14 protein-coding genes and 1 pseudogene are annotated in these 14,943 nt (G+C 64.3%); 6 read left to right on the top strand and 9 right to left on the bottom strand.

Annotated elements, in window-relative coordinates; genetic code table 11:
- The 3 genes from gatA to gatB all read left to right on the top strand — a co-directional run.
- Positions 1-1,221, top strand: a 1,221-nt coding sequence (gene gatA, locus WEA77_RS11850) for an Asp-tRNA(Asn)/Glu-tRNA(Gln) amidotransferase subunit GatA (RefSeq protein ID WP_368068093.1), incomplete at its 5' end; no start/stop codon positions are given.
- Between the two features lie 9 nt (positions 1,222-1,230).
- On the top strand, positions 1,231-1,704 hold the full coding sequence (locus tag WEA77_RS11845) for a hypothetical protein (protein WP_368068092.1): 474 nt from the start codon (positions 1,231-1,233) through the stop codon (positions 1,702-1,704).
- Between the two features lie 53 nt (positions 1,705-1,757).
- Entirely contained in the window at positions 1,758-3,266 is a 1,509-nt protein-coding gene (gatB, locus tag WEA77_RS11840; protein ID WP_368068091.1) for an Asp-tRNA(Asn)/Glu-tRNA(Gln) amidotransferase subunit GatB, read from the top strand.
- Positions 3,267-3,311: 45 nt separating this feature from the next.
- On the opposite strand, the gene WEA77_RS11835 is transcribed toward gatB, so the two are convergent.
- The 5 genes from WEA77_RS11835 to WEA77_RS11815 form a co-directional block, all read right to left on the bottom strand.
- On the bottom strand, positions 3,312-3,746 hold the full coding sequence (locus WEA77_RS11835) for an HIT family protein (protein WP_368068090.1): 435 nt from the start codon (positions 3,744-3,746) through the stop codon (positions 3,312-3,314).
- Positions 3,743-4,909, bottom strand: coding sequence for a GNAT family N-acetyltransferase (locus WEA77_RS11830; protein WP_368068089.1), 1,167 nt, complete (start codon positions 4,907-4,909; stop codon positions 3,743-3,745). The genes WEA77_RS11835 and WEA77_RS11830 overlap by 4 nt, the downstream gene beginning before the upstream one ends.
- A gap of 10 nt (positions 4,910-4,919) precedes the next feature.
- Positions 4,920-5,636: a glycerophosphodiester phosphodiesterase family protein gene (locus tag WEA77_RS11825; RefSeq protein WP_368068088.1), complete on the bottom strand. Its 717-nt coding sequence runs from the start codon at positions 5,634-5,636 to the stop codon at positions 4,920-4,922.
- 3 nt (positions 5,637-5,639) lie between these two features.
- Complete coding sequence (locus tag WEA77_RS11820; protein WP_368068087.1) at positions 5,640-6,098, bottom strand: RidA family protein; 459 nt, start codon at positions 6,096-6,098, stop codon at positions 5,640-5,642.
- Between the two features lie 64 nt (positions 6,099-6,162).
- On the bottom strand, positions 6,163-7,452 hold the full coding sequence (locus WEA77_RS11815) for a DNA polymerase IV (RefSeq protein ID WP_368068086.1): 1,290 nt from the start codon (positions 7,450-7,452) through the stop codon (positions 6,163-6,165).
- 136 nt (positions 7,453-7,588) lie between these two features.
- On the opposite strand from WEA77_RS11815, the gene WEA77_RS11810 reads away from it, so the two are divergent.
- The 3 genes from WEA77_RS11810 (at position 7,589) to WEA77_RS11800 (ending at position 10,643) form a co-directional block, all read left to right on the top strand.
- Complete coding sequence (locus WEA77_RS11810; protein ID WP_368068085.1) at positions 7,589-7,978, top strand: response regulator; 390 nt, start codon at positions 7,589-7,591, stop codon at positions 7,976-7,978.
- The gene (locus WEA77_RS11805; protein WP_368068084.1) at positions 7,975-9,342 is read left to right on the top strand and encodes a PleD family two-component system response regulator; all 1,368 of its coding nucleotides are present in this window, start codon (positions 7,975-7,977) and stop codon (positions 9,340-9,342) included. Before WEA77_RS11810 ends, WEA77_RS11805 begins: the two co-directional genes overlap by 4 nt.
- A gap of 62 nt (positions 9,343-9,404) precedes the next feature.
- A complete protein-coding gene (locus tag WEA77_RS11800; protein ID WP_368068083.1) occupies positions 9,405-10,643 on the top strand; it encodes an MFS transporter in 1,239 nt (412 codons plus the stop codon).
- 60 nt (positions 10,644-10,703) lie between these two features.
- Here WEA77_RS11800 and rpmG read toward each other — a convergent pair whose 3' ends face one another.
- From rpmG to map, 4 genes and pseudogenes are all read right to left on the bottom strand, one after another.
- Positions 10,704-10,871, bottom strand: coding sequence for a 50S ribosomal protein L33 (gene rpmG, locus WEA77_RS11795; protein WP_368068082.1), 168 nt, complete (start codon positions 10,869-10,871; stop codon positions 10,704-10,706).
- Between the two features lie 75 nt (positions 10,872-10,946).
- The gene (locus tag WEA77_RS11790) at positions 10,947-11,663 is read right to left on the bottom strand and encodes an NUDIX hydrolase (RefSeq protein WP_368068081.1); all 717 of its coding nucleotides are present in this window, start codon (positions 11,661-11,663) and stop codon (positions 10,947-10,949) included.
- A 102-nt stretch (positions 11,664-11,765) separates the two neighbouring features.
- Positions 11,766-14,060, bottom strand: coding sequence for a ribonuclease R (gene rnr, locus WEA77_RS11785; protein WP_368068080.1), 2,295 nt, complete (start codon positions 14,058-14,060; stop codon positions 11,766-11,768).
- 339 nt (positions 14,061-14,399) lie between these two features.
- A pseudogene (gene map / locus WEA77_RS11780) lies at positions 14,400-14,943 on the bottom strand (type I methionyl aminopeptidase); the annotation flags it as partial.

The raw sequence follows: 14,943 nt of genomic DNA, 5'->3' as shown, positions 1-14,943 counted from the left end.
GGCGTCCGCACGACGGCGTGTTCGGGCATCCTCGGCGAATTCACGCCGACCTACGAATCCACCGTCACCCAGAACCTCTGGGATGAAGGCGCCGTGATGCTCGGCAAGCTCAATATGGACGAGTTCGCCATGGGCTCCTCCAACGAGACCTCGCATTTCGGCAATGTGATCAACCCCTGGCGCCGCAAGGGCGACAACCAAGGCCTCACCCCCGGCGGCTCCTCGGGCGGATCTGCCGCCTCGGTCGCCGCCAACCTCTGCCTGGCCGCCACCGCCTCCGACACCGGCGGCTCGATCCGCCAGCCCGCCGCCTTCACGGGTACGGTCGGTATCAAGCCCACCTATGGCCGCGCCAGCCGCTATGGCATGGTCGCCTTTGCCTCCTCTCTCGACCAGGCCGGCCCCATCGCAAAAACCGTCGAAGACAGCGCCATCCTCCTCGAAGTTATGTGCAGTCATGACCCGAAGGATTCCACCTCGCTGAACATCCTCACGCCGGACTGGCGGCAAGATGTCCGCAAGGGCGTCAAAGGCATGCGCATCGGCATCCCGAAAGAGTACCGGATCGAAGGCCTCTCAGAAGAGATCGACGCCCTCTGGCAGCAGGGCATCAAATGGCTGAAGGAAGCCGGCGCCGAGATCGTCGACATCTCCCTGCCGCATACGAAGTATGCCCTCCCGGCCTATTACATCGTCGCCCCCGCCGAAGCCTCGTCCAACCTTGCCCGCTATGACGGCATGCGCTACGGCGCGCGCGTCGAGGCGGGCAACCTGACGCAGACCTATGAAGGCACCCGCGCCTCCGGCTTCGTCAAGGAAGTGCAGCGCCGCCTGATGATCGGCACCTATGTGCTCTCGTCGGGCTATTATGACGCCTATTACCTGCGCGCCCAGAAAGTCCGTACCAAGATATTCCAGGACTTCGTGGCGGCCTTCGAAAGCTGTGACGCGATCCTCACGCCTGCCTGTCCGTCGCCCGCCTTTGCCTTCGGCGAAAAGTCCGGCGACCCCGTGGAAATGTACCTCAACGACGTCTTCACCGTCACCGCAAACCTCGCCGGACTTCCCGGTATCGCAGTGCCCACCGGCCTCTCGGTCAGCGGGCTGCCGCTCGGCCTGCAGGTCATTGGCAAGGCGCTCGACGAGGCGGCCTGCTTCCGTGTCGGCGGCGCGCTGGAAGATGCTGCCGGCTTTGTGGCCAAGCCCGAGCGCTGGTGGTAGATTGCTCTCATGGTTCGTTTTATTGGTATCTTCGCAATCGTCCTGATCCTGGGCGCCATCCTGATCAGCGGCGTCCTCAGCCGTTATGGCTACAGCCTCGCCGATCCCGAAATGCGGATCATGGCCGGTGTCTGCGTCCTCGTGGCCCTCTATGTTGCCTGGCGCATCAACAGCGTCCTCAAGGCGCGCGCGATGAAGCTGTCGGAGCGCCCGGCGCCGGGCGGGGCAGGGCAGGGTAAGCTCTCCGGCCTGTTCGCGCCGCGCAGCAAGGCGCTCGCCGCCCGCGAAGCCCAACTGGAAGCGCGCCGCCGCAAGCTGGTCGCTGAAGGCAAACTTGCCCCCGAGGAAGCCGGCCCGCAACCAGACGCCGCGCCCGAAGTGCCTGCCGCCCTGCCGGCAGCCTCGTCCACCAACGTCAAGGACCGCATGGCTGCCCGCCGCGAACGCATCCGCAAGGCCCGCGAAGAAGGCAAGCTGGACTGACCTGCCCGGCTTCCCCTGAAAACGCCTCAACACCTCAAGCAGCCGAGACCCTAATGACCGAACGACCCACCTTCCGCATCAAAGGCGAAACCGGCGACTGGGAAGTCGTCATGGGACTGGAAATCCATGCCCAGGTCGCGTCCAACGCGAAGCTCTTCTCCGGCGCTTCCACGGCCTTTGGCTCGGACCCGAACTGCAACGTCTCCCTCGTCGACGCGGCCATGCCCGGCATGCTCCCGGTCATCAACCGCTTCTGCGTCGAACAGGCCATCCGCACCGGCCTCGGGCTGAAAGCGCAGATCAACACCTTCAGTCGCTTTGACCGGAAAAACTATTTCTACCCCGACCTGCCGCAAGGCTACCAGATCTCGCAGTTCGCCCACCCTATCGTCGGCGAAGGCGAAATCGATGTGGACGTAGAAGTTCCGGGTAAGGAGGATTATGCCTTCACTTGCCGCATCGAGCGCCTCCACCTCGAGCAGGACGCTGGCAAGTCAATCCACGACATGGACCCGCACGCGACCTATGTGGACCTCAACCGCTCCGGTGTTGCGCTGATGGAAATCGTCTCCAAACCCGACGTGCGCTCGCCCGCCGAGGCCGCCGCCTATGTCAAGAAAATCCGCGCTATCGTCATTGCGCTCGGCACCTGTGACGGCGACATGGAAAAGGGTAACCTGCGCGCCGACGTGAACGTTTCCGTCTGCCGCCCGGGCGCCTACGAGAAGTTCCGCGAAACCGGCGATTTCAAGCACCTCGGCACGCGCTGCGAGCTAAAGAACATGAACTCCTACCGGTTCATACAGCAGGCCATCGAGTACGAGGCCCGCCGCCAGATTGAGATCATCGAAGGCGGTGGCAAGGTCGACCAGGAAACCCGCCTGTTCGATGCGGTGAAGGGCGAAACGCGCTCCATGCGCTCCAAGGAAGATGCGCACGATTACCGCTACTTCCCGGACCCCGACCTCCTGCCGCTCGAACTCGAGAAGTCCTGGATCGAGGAGATCCGAAAATCCTTGCCTGAACTGCCGGACCAGAAGCGCGCCCGGTTCCAGTCCGAGTACGGACTGTCGCGCTATGATGCCGGCGTGCTCACCTCCGAGGCCGACAAGGCGCTCTTCTTCGAGGAAGTTGCCAGGGGCCGCGATGCAAAGCTCGCCGCCAACTGGGTCACGCAGGAACTCTTCGGCTACCTCAACAAGGAGGGCCTCGAGCTCTCGCAAAGCCCGGTTTCCGCCAGCGCGCTCGGCGGCCTGATAGGCCTCATCTCCGACAACACGATCAGCGGCAAGATCGCCAAGGACGTCTTTGCCCGGATGATCTCCGGTGAAGGCGAAGCTGGCACAATCGTCGAGAAACACGGCCTGAAGCAAGTCACCGACACCGGCGCCATCGAAAAGGTCGTCGACGAGATCATCGCGGCAAACCCCGAACAGGTCGCGAAGGTTAAAGACAAGCCGCAGACCCTTGGCTGGTTCGTCGGCCAGGTGATGAAAGCCTCGGGCGGCAAAGCCAACCCCCAGGCTGTCAACGACATCCTGAAAGCCAAACTCGGGATCTGACCTGCTAACTCCTGTCCCGCTTGCGGGAGCGGGCAGACGGCAGCTTTAAAACCCCGCCCGTATCCGGGCCGCCACCGGATCCAGCTCCGCCGCGCTCTTCATCGCGCCAGTCGCATGCGGGCCAACAGCGCGGCCTTCCCATACCGGCAGTACATGGAAATGCAGGTGGAAAACGCTTTGCCCCGCGGGGGCGCCATTGAACTGGAAGATGCGCACACCGTCCGGGCTCAATCCCTTCTCTACCGCCCGCGCCACCTTCTGCACGCTGAGCATGTAGCCGCCCACTTCCGCTTCCGGCAGGTCAATGAAATGCCGCGCCTCGCCCCGCTTCGGGATCACCAGCGTATGGCCTTCGCCCATCGGGAATACGTCCAGGAATGCGAGCGCCGCCTCATCCTCGTATACCTTCACGCTAGGCATCTCGCCGCGCAGGATTTTTGCAAAGATATTGCTTGGGTCGTAAGGGGCGTGAAGGGTCATGTATCTTGTTTCCTGAAAGGTGTTCTGTCTTTGAGATATTCAAAATCCGCGTCCACGGCTTGGCGCTCACGGGTAAGGTAATCGGCCACCGCTGCGCGGAAGCCCGCATGGGTGATCCAGTGCGCCGAATGTGTCAGTACCGGGCTATAGCCGCGCGCCAGCTTGTGCCCGCCCTGCGCCCCGGCCTCCACGGTCGTCAGGCCGCGCGCAATCGCAAAGTCGATGGCCTGATAATAGCACGTCTCGAAATGCAGCATCGGCCGCTGGTCCAGTGTGCCCCAGTAACGGCCATAGAGCGTTTCCGAGCCGATAATGTTCATTGCCCCGGCAATCGGGCGCTCGCCTTCATAGGCGAAGATGAACAGTATATCGCCGGCCATCCGCTCACGGAGCAGGGAAAAGCTCCTGCGCGTCAGATAGGGTGAGCCCCACTTTCGGCTGCCGGTGTCCATGTAGAAGTCAAAGAAAATGTCGAGATGCGCCTCGGTGATCTCGCTGCCCGTGATGTGCCGGAAGGTCAGTCCCTCCTGCGCCTTTAAGCGCTCCTTGCGCAGGTTCTTGCGCTTCTCGGAAGACAGTGTCGCGAGGAATGCCTCGAATGATCTGTACCCGGCATTCTGCCAGTGGAACTGCTGGTCCGTGCGGATCAGGAGGCCCGCATGCTCCAGCGCCGGCGCTTCCTCCGCTTCAATGAAGTTCATGTGGAACGAGGAGACCTGTGTCTCCGTCACAAGTTGCAGCGCCCCCTGCAGCAGCGCGGCCTTGTAGATCGCTGCGTCCGGCCCCGGCGCCACCAGCCGCCGCCGCCCGGTCACCGGCGTGAAGGGCACGGCGGTCAGCAGCTTCGGATAATAAGCCCCGCCTGCGCGCTCCCAGGCCTCCGCCCAGCTTTGGTCGAACACGAACTCGCCGCGCGAATGGCTCTTGAACCACATCGGCATCGCCCCGCGCAGGCGCCCGCCCGCGTCGTGGGCCAGCACATGCGCACCCCGCCATCCCGTGCGCGGGGTCGCCGCGCCGGAGGATTCCATCGCCTCCAGGAATTCCCAGCTGACAAACGGATCACAGGCCAGCCCCGGCGGATTCGCGGCCGCGTTCCAGGCGGCCGGGTCAACGGCGCTCAGCGAATTGACGATGGTGATTCGGGGCAGGGCAGAATCCATGCCGGTCAATTTAGGGCGCCGCGTGCGCTGGGTCGATATGCTCAAAGATGATTGCCGGATTGTAAGCCCGCGCCGCCGCCAGGTCCGCCTCGCTGCGCACGGTCCAGGTCGCCGCCGGCTTGCCAGTCGCCAGCCCGGCTGCCCTTGAAAGGTCGGAGTGGTGCAAGGCGAGGTAGTCGATCCCGTCCGCAACCGCGCGCTTCACAATGGCGTCAAACGTGTCGCCATCAGTATAGCTCATCGGCACCACCAGCTGCCCCCGCATCAGCGTTTCGGGAAGCGCCCGCACAGCTTCCTCCGAAAAGCTCATCGCCGCCGCCAGCCCTGGCCAGTCTGCCAGCCGGCCCGCAATCGTACGCGCAAAGGCTGCCGGATCGGTCGTTCCGTCGATCTTCATTTCGCACAGCAGCGGCAGATCCTGCGGCCAGAGGTCCAAGAGGTCATCAAACGAAGGGATACGCTCGCCCGACCCGGTCAGGCCCATCGCCCTCAGCGCCCCTGCCTCCCGCTGCTCGAAAAGGCCCGTCTCTCCGGTCATCCTGTCCAGCAGCGGATCATGGAAAATCATCGCCGTGCCATCCAAAGCGGGACGCAGGTCGAACTCCGCGCCAAGCCCCGCCTTCGCCGCCGCGCGAAATCCCGCCAGCGAATTTTCCGGCGGCCCTTGCGTCAGCCACAGGCCCCGGTGCGCATAGGCAAAGGCGCTGAGATCAAACCGGCGCGCCATCGCTCAGCCGATCTCGAACACGCCGTCGACTTCCACCGCAACCCCCAGCGGCAATGTCGGGCAGGCCACCGCCGAGCGCGCATGCTTGCCGGCCTCGCCGAACACATCGACCATCAGGTCGGAGCAGCCGTTTACGACCTGCGGAATGTCCACGAAGTTCGGCGCGGCATTCACGAACCCGCCCAGCTTCACCACGCGCTTGATGCGCGACAAATCGCCCACCGCCGCCTTGCACTGCGCGATCAGGTTAATGCCGCAGATCCGCGCGGCATGCTGCCCGGCGGAGAGTTCCATGTTTTCGCCGAGGCGCCCGAGAATGCGTCCGTCCGTCGTCGCGCTCACCTGGCCGGAAACATAGAGCAGGTTGCCCGTGATCACGAACGGCACATAGGTCGCCACTGGCTTCATCGGCGGCGGCAGAACGATGCCAAGGGCGTCGAGTTTCTCTTCGGGCGTAGGCATGGGGCAACTCCCTGGATTGTATTCGTCCCGTCCTAGCCTCTGACGGCGGCCAAGTCAGCCCCGCTCAGTCCGTCTGCCTGTCCCGCGCCATCTTCGCCGCGCGCCCCGTGATCACCGCGTCCCGCCCGAACTTTGCCCGCGCCTTGTCGGAGGCGCGCTCGGCAGCGGCCCGCTTGGCCACTTTCGGATCAATCAGGTCCGTCCCGTCCGAATGGAAGGACAAATGGAAGGGTGAGAGGCCCGAAAGCCCGACGCCAATCAGCCGGTATTTGACCCGTCCGCCGGCTTCCTTTGCCAGCAGCGGCCGCGCCGTGCGGAACACTTCCTGCGCCAGCTGCGTCGGCGCGTGCAGCGAGATGCGCCGCGTGACCGGCTTGAAGTCGGCGGTCTTCAGCTTCAGCGTCACCACTGCGGCGACAACGCCTTCGGCCTTCGCCCGGTCGGCGGTCTTCACGCTGAGGCGCCAGAGATGGTCCTCAAGCAGGGCAAGATCCGCCGTGTCCTCGGAAAAGGTCGTCTCGCTCGACACGGACTTGCGATCATCATGCGGGCTGACTTTCCGGTTGTCGCGCCCGTGTGCACATTTCTTCAGCCATTCCCCGGTCTCGCCATAGCGGCGGATCAGGTCCTTCAGCTCCGCAAGCTGAATATCGCCGACCGTGTGGAAACCGTCCTTCGCCAGCGAACCGGCAAACTTCGGCCCCACACCGTGAAGGAAGCCCGCAGGCTTGTCGGCGAGGAAGGCTTCAGCCTCTTCGGGCGCGAGCACGGCGAAGCCGCGAGGCTTGTCGAGTTCGCTTGCGGTCTTCGCCAGGAACTTGTTGGAAGAAAGCCCGATGGATACCGTCACGCCCACCTGTTTCTCCACTTCCAGCGCCAGGCGGGCAAGGCTCGCGGCCGGGGGTACGCCGTGCAGCCGCCCGGTGCCGGAGAGATCCAGATAGGCCTCGTCGATCGACACAGGTTGCACCAGGGGCGTCAGCGTGTCCATCAGCCCGCGGATGGCCCGGCCGGCCTCGCTGTACCTGGAGAAATCCGGCGGTACGACCACCGCTTCAGGGCACAGCTTCAGCGCCTTGAACATCGGCATGGCTGAGCGCACGCCGTAAAGCCGCGCCATGTAGCAGCAGGTCGTCACCACCCCCCGTGTGCCCCCGCCGACGATCAGCGGGACATTGCGCAGGGCCGGATTGTCCCGCTTCTCGACCGAGGCATAGAAGGCATCGCAATCGACATGCGCGATTCCCAGGGTTGCCAAAGCGTCATGGCTGACGATCCGGTGGCCGCCGCACGGGCCGCACCGGTCAAAATCTTCATTTTTTACAGTGAGGCAGTCCCGGCAGAGGCTTGTCATACTGCTGTTTTCCCCCCTCCTCCTGCCGCTGCCCCAAACCCGCCGCCGGACCGGCATAAATGCGTGTTAACTTTTGACGGTATAACTGAAATTCATTGCGTAGCATTCGTGCGTATCGTCAGCAAAACAGAACCGTATGACTAATGACACCCCCCGGACAGTGCTGGTTGTTGAGGATAACGACCTCAACATGCGCCTGTTCTGTGACCTGCTGGGCGCTTTCGGGTTCAAGACCTTCCAGTGCCGGGACGGAGCCAAGGCGGTGGAAATCGCCCGGAAGGAACTGCCCGACCTGATCATCATGGACATCCAGCTCCCGGAAGTCTCAGGTCTCGACATTACCCGCTGGCTGAAGGACGACAAGAAGGTCGCCCACATTCCGGTTCTGGCGGTGACGGCGTTTGCGATGCGTACGGATGAACAGCGCGTACGTGAAGCCGGCTGCGAGGGTTACCTCTCCAAGCCGATCCAGATTGCCTCTTTTATCCGCGCGGTTGAAGCTCTGATGCCGAAGCAGCCAGCATGAGCGCAAGAATCCTAATCGTCGATGACATCGAAGCCAACCGGCGCCTCCTTCAGGCCAAGCTGGAGGCGCAATACCATTCCGTCATCCTCGCCAGCAGCGGGCCGCAGGCGCTCGAAATGGCGCAGACCCATGATCCGGAAATCATCCTGCTTGACGTGATGATGCCCGGCATGGATGGCTATGAAGTCTGCCGGCGCCTGAAGGCCGATCCGGTCACCGCGCATATCCCGGTCGTGATGGTCACCGCCCTCAGCGACACCGAAGACCGCGTGCGCGGACTTGATGCGGGTGCGGAGGACTTCCTCACCAAGCCGGTCGATGATTTCCTCCTCAATTCGCGCGTTAACACGCTGATGCGCTACAACGCCGTGACCTCCGAACTGCGCAAACGTGAAGCCAGCGGCCTGAAGACCGGGGCGATGGAAATCGGCGCTGGCGACGAGACCGATGGCCCGGCCCGCGTGTTCCTGATCGACGATAATCCGCGTACCTCGGCGCGCGTCGCGACGATGCTGCGCGAGAATGGCCACAAGGTCATGACGCTGCTCGAATCCGCCAACATGGGCGACCTTGCGCAGGAGCGCACGGACGTCCTGCTCGTATCGCTTCTGTCGAAAAGTTTCGACCCGCTGAAACTCTGCGCGCACTTCAAGACCAATGACGTGACCCGCGCCGTTTCCATCTTGCTGATCTGCGATCCGTTGGACCGCGCCAAGGCTGTGAAGGGTATGGAGATCGGCGCCAGTGACACGATCATGGCGCCGGTCGATGCCCCGGAACTGCTCGCCCGTGTGCGCGCGCAGGCGCGCCGAACACGGTATGTCGAGATCCTGCGCGAGCGCGTCGACCGCGGCCTCGAGCTATCGGTCATTGACCAGCTCACGGGCCTCTTCAATCGCCGCTACATGACCAGCCAGCTGCAGCAATACATGCAGCGCGCCGTGATGGGTGGAAAGCCGCTGTCGGTGATGATGCTGGACATCGACCATTTCAAGCTGATCAACGACACCCACGGCCACCAGGCCGGTGACGAAGTGCTGCAGGAACTGGCCGATCGCCTGCGCCAGAATATCCGGCAGGTGGATGTCGCCTGCCGCCAGGGCGGCGAGGAGTTCCTCGTTATCCTGCCGGAAACGCCGGGCGAACAGGCCTTCGCCGCCGCCGAACGCGTGCGCAAGGCGATTGCTGCCGGGGTGTTCAGTGTGCTCAGAGATACGCAGCAGGTTTCAGTGACCGTGAGTGCCGGCGTCGCGAGCCTGCAGGGACCGAACGACACGATGGCCGAGCTGATCGCCCGCGCCGATGCGGCGCTCTATCAGGCCAAGGCCGCAGGGCGTAACTGCGTCCAGAGCATCGCCGCCTGATTGACAGGCCCGCGCCAGCGCGCGACAGCCGGACATGACTTTTAAGCCCGGCGGCCCGAACCATGTCTAACCGTTTCGCGGCGTTCCGGCATTCCTCCTACCAGCGCTATTTCTTCTCCCGGTTCCTGACGTCTTTCTCGGCGCAGATCGTCTCGGTCGCTGTCGCCTGGCAGATGTATGACGAGACACGCAGCGCCGCGCTGCTCGGCTGGATCGGGCTCGTGCAATTCCTGCCCGCGCTGCTGCTGGTCGTCGTCACTGGCAATGCCGCTGACCGCTTGGGCCGCCGCCTCGTCATGGGCTGCGGCGCGCTGGTGATGATGAGCTGCGCAGCGAGCATCCTCCTGCTCGTGCTGAACGGCCGGTTCGAGCCGGTACTGGTGCTCGCCATCCTGACCCTCTTCGGCACCGCCCGCGCCTTCTACGGCCCTGCCGCCACCAGCCTCGCCGTGAACCTCGTGCCGCGCGAGGACTTTCCAAACGCGGTCGGCTGGATCACCTCGTCCTGGCAGATGGCCACTATCGCAGGTCCGGTCGTCGGCTCGCTCCTCTACGGTCTCGCGCCGGAGGCCGCCTATGGCACCGCCACCTGCCTCTTCATTGCCGCCGCAACGCTGATCTTCTCAATCCCCAAACCCAACCAGATCGTCTCCCGCGAGCCGCCAACGCTCGCCAGCATCCTCGGCGGCTTCCGCTATGTCTGGAAGGACAAGGTCGTGCTGGGGGCGGTCTCGCTGGACCTGTTCGCGGTGCTGCTCGGCGGGGCGGTGGCCCTCATGCCGATCTATGCGCGCGACATCCTGCATGTCGGCGAACTCGGCCTCGGCCTTCTCAGGGCGTCACCTGGCATCGGGGCGATCATCGCCATCGCGCTGATCACGGCCTTTCCGATCAGGGATCATGCCGGCTTGATCCTGCTGATAGCGGTCGCGCTGTTCGGCCTCGCGACAGCGGTATTTGGCGCCTCGACCCTGGCCTGGGTATCTATCCTGGCGCTGATGTGCGTCGGCGGGTTCGACATGATCTCGGTCTATGTGCGCGAGATCATCCTGCAGCTCTGGACGCCGGACGAGGTGAGGGGCCGCGTCAACGCCGTGAACTCGATCTTCGTCGGCGCCTCCAACGAACTGGGCGAAACCCGCGCCGGCTTCATGGCGGCCTTTGCCGGGCCGGTGTTTACCGTTGTGGCGGGCGGCTTCGCAGCCATCGGCGTGGCGGCGGCCTCCATCCTCATTTTCCCGGGCCTGCGCCGCATCCGGCATCTCAACGAGCGCGACGTCGAACCCACCCGGAGCCCCTGAACGGGAAAACCCGCGCCGATGAGGGCGCGGGCTTCCGGAAATTCCATGAAGAACAGGATTTTACTTGATCTTGCCTTCTTTGAAATCGACGTGCTTCTTCGCAACCGGATCGTATTTCTTCTTCACCATCTTTTCGGTCATGGTGCGCGGATTCTTCTTCGTCACGTAGAAAAAGCCGGTGTCAGCCGTCGAATTGAGGCGAATCTTGATCGTGGCGGGTTTGGCCATGGGGTGGCCCTTCTCGAATGGGGTTGAAACCGGGAAACGGGCTTATTGACGAGGTAGGGCGCTCAAGTCAAGCGGTCAAAGCCGGTCTGTGGCGTGTCCGGACCGGCTCCAGCGCAGGAAAGGCGGGCCGGGCTCGTGGCCGGGCTTCGCGAGCCGTTCGCCGATCTCACCCAGCATGAACCGGGTGACAGAGGGCAGGTCCAGCTTCATCGCGTCTGCCAGTGTCACCCATTGAAGATCCGAAAGCTCCGCCCCGTCTACCGGGGGGCGCTCGTCGATCAGGGCATGCTCGGCCTCGGCCATGAAAAACCGCGCATCAAAGCGCCGGGGCCGGGAGGGCGGCGTGACGGCGCGGCCGATGAAAACGAGGGAGGAGAGGTCCGCCACCACGTCCAGCTTGTGGAAATCTTCCCAGCCGGGCGGGGCCAGATCCGGCATCTCGGCTGAGCGGCCGACGATCAGCCCGGTCTCCTCAAAAGTCTCGCGAATGGCGGTCAGCGCGAGGGCGCGCGGATTCCGGCGCGACTGGATGCGCAGCTTCGCCTCGACTTCGGGGCGCAGTTCCTCCCAGGCGATGGCCTTGGAATCCTTTGGGTCCACACGGCCGCCGGGGAAGACATACTTGTCCGGCATGAAGGCATTGGTGCCCGCGCGCCTGCCCATCAGCACGCGCGGCTGTGAGGCATCCCGGCGCACGAGAATCAGCGTTGCGGCATCACGCGGGCGCAGGCTCGGCACGCCCTTCATGACGGCGACGCCGTCTTCGTCCTTGTCAAAAACAGTGTTCAGCATAGGCGCCATCATCCGTGCGAAATGGGCGATTGCAAGGCGCAGTGCACCATGACGTGAGGTCACATCGCCTCCCGGTCTCTGCGCGGGGATGCGCGGATGGAGTTACCGCTTCTTTTTCTTCTTCGTCGCGCCTGGCGGCAAAGTCCGCTTGTCGAATTTCGGTTTGCCGCGGCGGGGTGGGCCTGCGCCTCCACCGCGATGCCCCCGATTGCCGTCCGAATCGCGGCTGATCGCCTTGCGGGCGGAGCTTCGCCCGGCGGGCGCGGGGAGGGGATCGGAAATCATCTCGAGCAAAAGTCCGCCCTGCAGGGGCGTGACTTCGCGCAGACGCACACGGACGATCTGGCCGAGCGAGAAGGTGCGCCCCGAGCCGCGCGCGTAGACCGCCATCGCGGCGGCATCATGCACCCAGTACTCGTCTGACAGCGAGGAGATGGGCACGAACCCGTCCGCGCCGGAGCCTGCGAGCGCAACGAACAGTCCGGCCGGCGTGACGCCCGTAATGCGGCCGTCAAATTCCGCGCCGACCCGGTCCGCGAGGAAGATGGCGAGATACCGGTCGGTCGCGTCGCGCTCGGCGGCCATCGAGCGGCGCTCGGTCATCGAGATATGGCCGGCGATTTCCTCAAGCCGTGCGGCGGAGCGTTCCGAAAGACCGTCCGGGCCGAAATCATGCGCCGTTATCAGCGCGCGGTGGACGACAAGGTCGGCGTAGCGGCGGATGGGCGAGGTGAAGTGCGAATAGCGCGCGAGGTTCAGGCCGAAATGGCCGAGGTTTTCTTCCGAATAGATCGCCTGCGCCTGCGAGCGCAGAACCATCTGCTGGATCATGCCCTCATAATCGCCACCCCGGATTTCCGCGAGCAGCTTGTTGAACTTGTGCGTCTGTGGACGTTCCCCGATGTTCCATTTCATGTCGAGCGTCTGCAGGAAATCCGCAAACGCGGCGATCTTGGCGTCCGACGGCGTATCGTGCACCCGGTAGACGACCGGGCTGCGCTTTTCCTCCAGCGTTTCAGCGGCGGCGACGTTTGCCTGGATCATGAATTCCTCGATCAGGCGGTGCGCCTCAAGGCGCTCCTTCGTCACGATACCGGTGATCTCGCCTTCCGGATTGAACTGGATGCGTCGCTCCGGCATGTCGAGATCGAGCGGGCTGCGCAGATCGCGCGCCTTCGAGACAGCCGCATACGCGTCCCAGAGCGGGCGCAGGACAGTGGCGAGCATTTCCGCCGCCTTGCCGCCCGGCTTGCCATCAATGGCGGCCTGCGCCTCTTCGTAAGCAAGTTTCGCGGCAGAGCGCATCGTGGCGCGCAGGAAGCGGTGGGATTTCTTGTGTCCGTCTTTCGAGAAGATCATCTCGACCGCGAGGCAGGGGCGCAGTTCGCCTTCCTTCAGCGAGCAAGCCTCCGCCGAGAGTTCGAACGGCAGCATGGGGACTACACGGTCCGGGAAATAGGTCGAATTGCCGCGCTTCTCGGCTTCCTTGTCGAGGGCCGAGCCTTCGGTGACATAAGCGGAGACATCTGCAATCGCGACGATGACCTTCCAGCTGCCATCGGGCAATTCTTCGGCATGCACGGCGTCGTCATGATCGCGGGCGTCATGCGGGTCAATGGTGATCAGCGGCGTGCGGGTAAGATCTGTACGCGCAACTTTCGCGGGCTCCTTGGACTTGGCCTCGGCGATCACCTCGTCCGGGAAATCCATCGGGATTTCATTGGCATGGATCGCGATAAGGCTGGCAGAGCGGGCATCCGTGATATGGCCGATCACTTCGGTGATCACGCCGAGCGCCGGGCCATACTGGCGCCGGCCCTGCGGCTTAGGCTCGGCCACGACGAGGTCGCCGTCCTTGGCCCCCTTACGGTCGGCTTCCTGGATCAGGAATTCGCGGCGTTCCTTGCGGCTGGCGGGTGAGACGCGACCGCCATGCGGGGTTTTATTATAGAGGCCGACGATGCGGTCCGACACGCGCTTTTCAAGCAGCGTGACGACATAGGCGCGCCATTCGCCATTGTCGCGCTCGGCGATCTTGCACACCGCCCGGTCGCCCCTGGCGGGGGCACGGCTGCGCGATTTGCCGGAGGGGCCGCCATAGATGAGTTCAGGACCGAAGAGGCCATGGTCGCCGACGCACTGGCCGATCAGGTCGCCCTCGCGGGTGAGGCGGGTGAACTCGACGAGGCCGCTCGGCGGGGGCCGGTCGGTCTGCGCAAAGCTGCGCTTGCCGGTGCGCTCCAGCTTGCCCTCGCGCTCCAGCTCCTCGAGCACTTCGCGCAGGATCGCGCGCTCTTTGCCCTTCACCTTGAGGCCCCTGGCAATCTCGGCCTTGGACGTGGCGGCGGGGTTTTCCTTCAGGAAATCAAGCACAGTCTGGCGATCTGGAAAGCTCATGGAGGGCCGTATAGGGGAGTTTGCGCCAGATTGCGCGGGGAAATTGCGGGGAGCGGCGAGCCCGGGAGGAGCGGGCCTCCATTGCCTCGGGCCCACCGATTTCGGTGGATAAGACATGACATGTGCAGCAGATTTGCGGTGTTCGGGCGGCGCGGCGAAAGCGCGGGCATCAGACCTCGCGGGGCAGGACAGCCCCGCGCACGGCAGGCGCCTGGCAGGGGCTCGCGGGGGCCATCGCAGCGGAAGCGGCCACCTTTGCGGAGACGGCGGCAACGCTCCGCTGGTTCGGCGGGCCGGTGCACGAAGGCGCGCTGAACCGCGAAAGGTGACGGGGCGGGCTCAGCCCGCGCCGGCCTTTTCCGTGATCATGTATTGCTCGTGCTGGCGCAGCGTCAGGACAGATACGCCCGTGCCGGTGACGGCGGCTGTGTGTTCGAACTGCGCAGACAGGCGGGCGTCCTGCGTACGCACCGTCCAGCCATCGTCTTCGGTGAAAACATTGCGGCCGCCCTGGTTCAGCGCCGGCTCGGTCGTGAAGGTCATGCCGGGGCGCAGCGCCATGCCCGTGCCGCGCCGTCCAAAATGCGGCACCTGCGGGTCCTCGTGCATGTGCCGGCCGATACCGTGGCTGAAGACTTCGCGGACCACACAAATAGCCCGCCTGCTTCGCATGGCGCTCGATGGCGAAGCCGATATCGCCCAGCGCCGCGCCCGGGCGCACGGCGCGGATGCCTTTCCACATGGCTTCGTAAGTTGTGCGCACCAGCCGCCGTGCAGGGGCGACCACATTGCCGGGCATGTAGGTCTTGACCGAGTTGGCGGTATAGGCGTTCTTCTCCAGCGTCATGTCGAAGTTCACGATGTCGCCGCCGCGCAAGGTGTC

Source organism: Hyphomonas sp. (genome assembly GCF_040882205.1).
Classification (GTDB): Bacteria; Pseudomonadota; Alphaproteobacteria; order Caulobacterales; family Hyphomonadaceae; genus Hyphomonas.
This window is presented reverse-complemented; position numbering and strand designations above follow the sequence as displayed.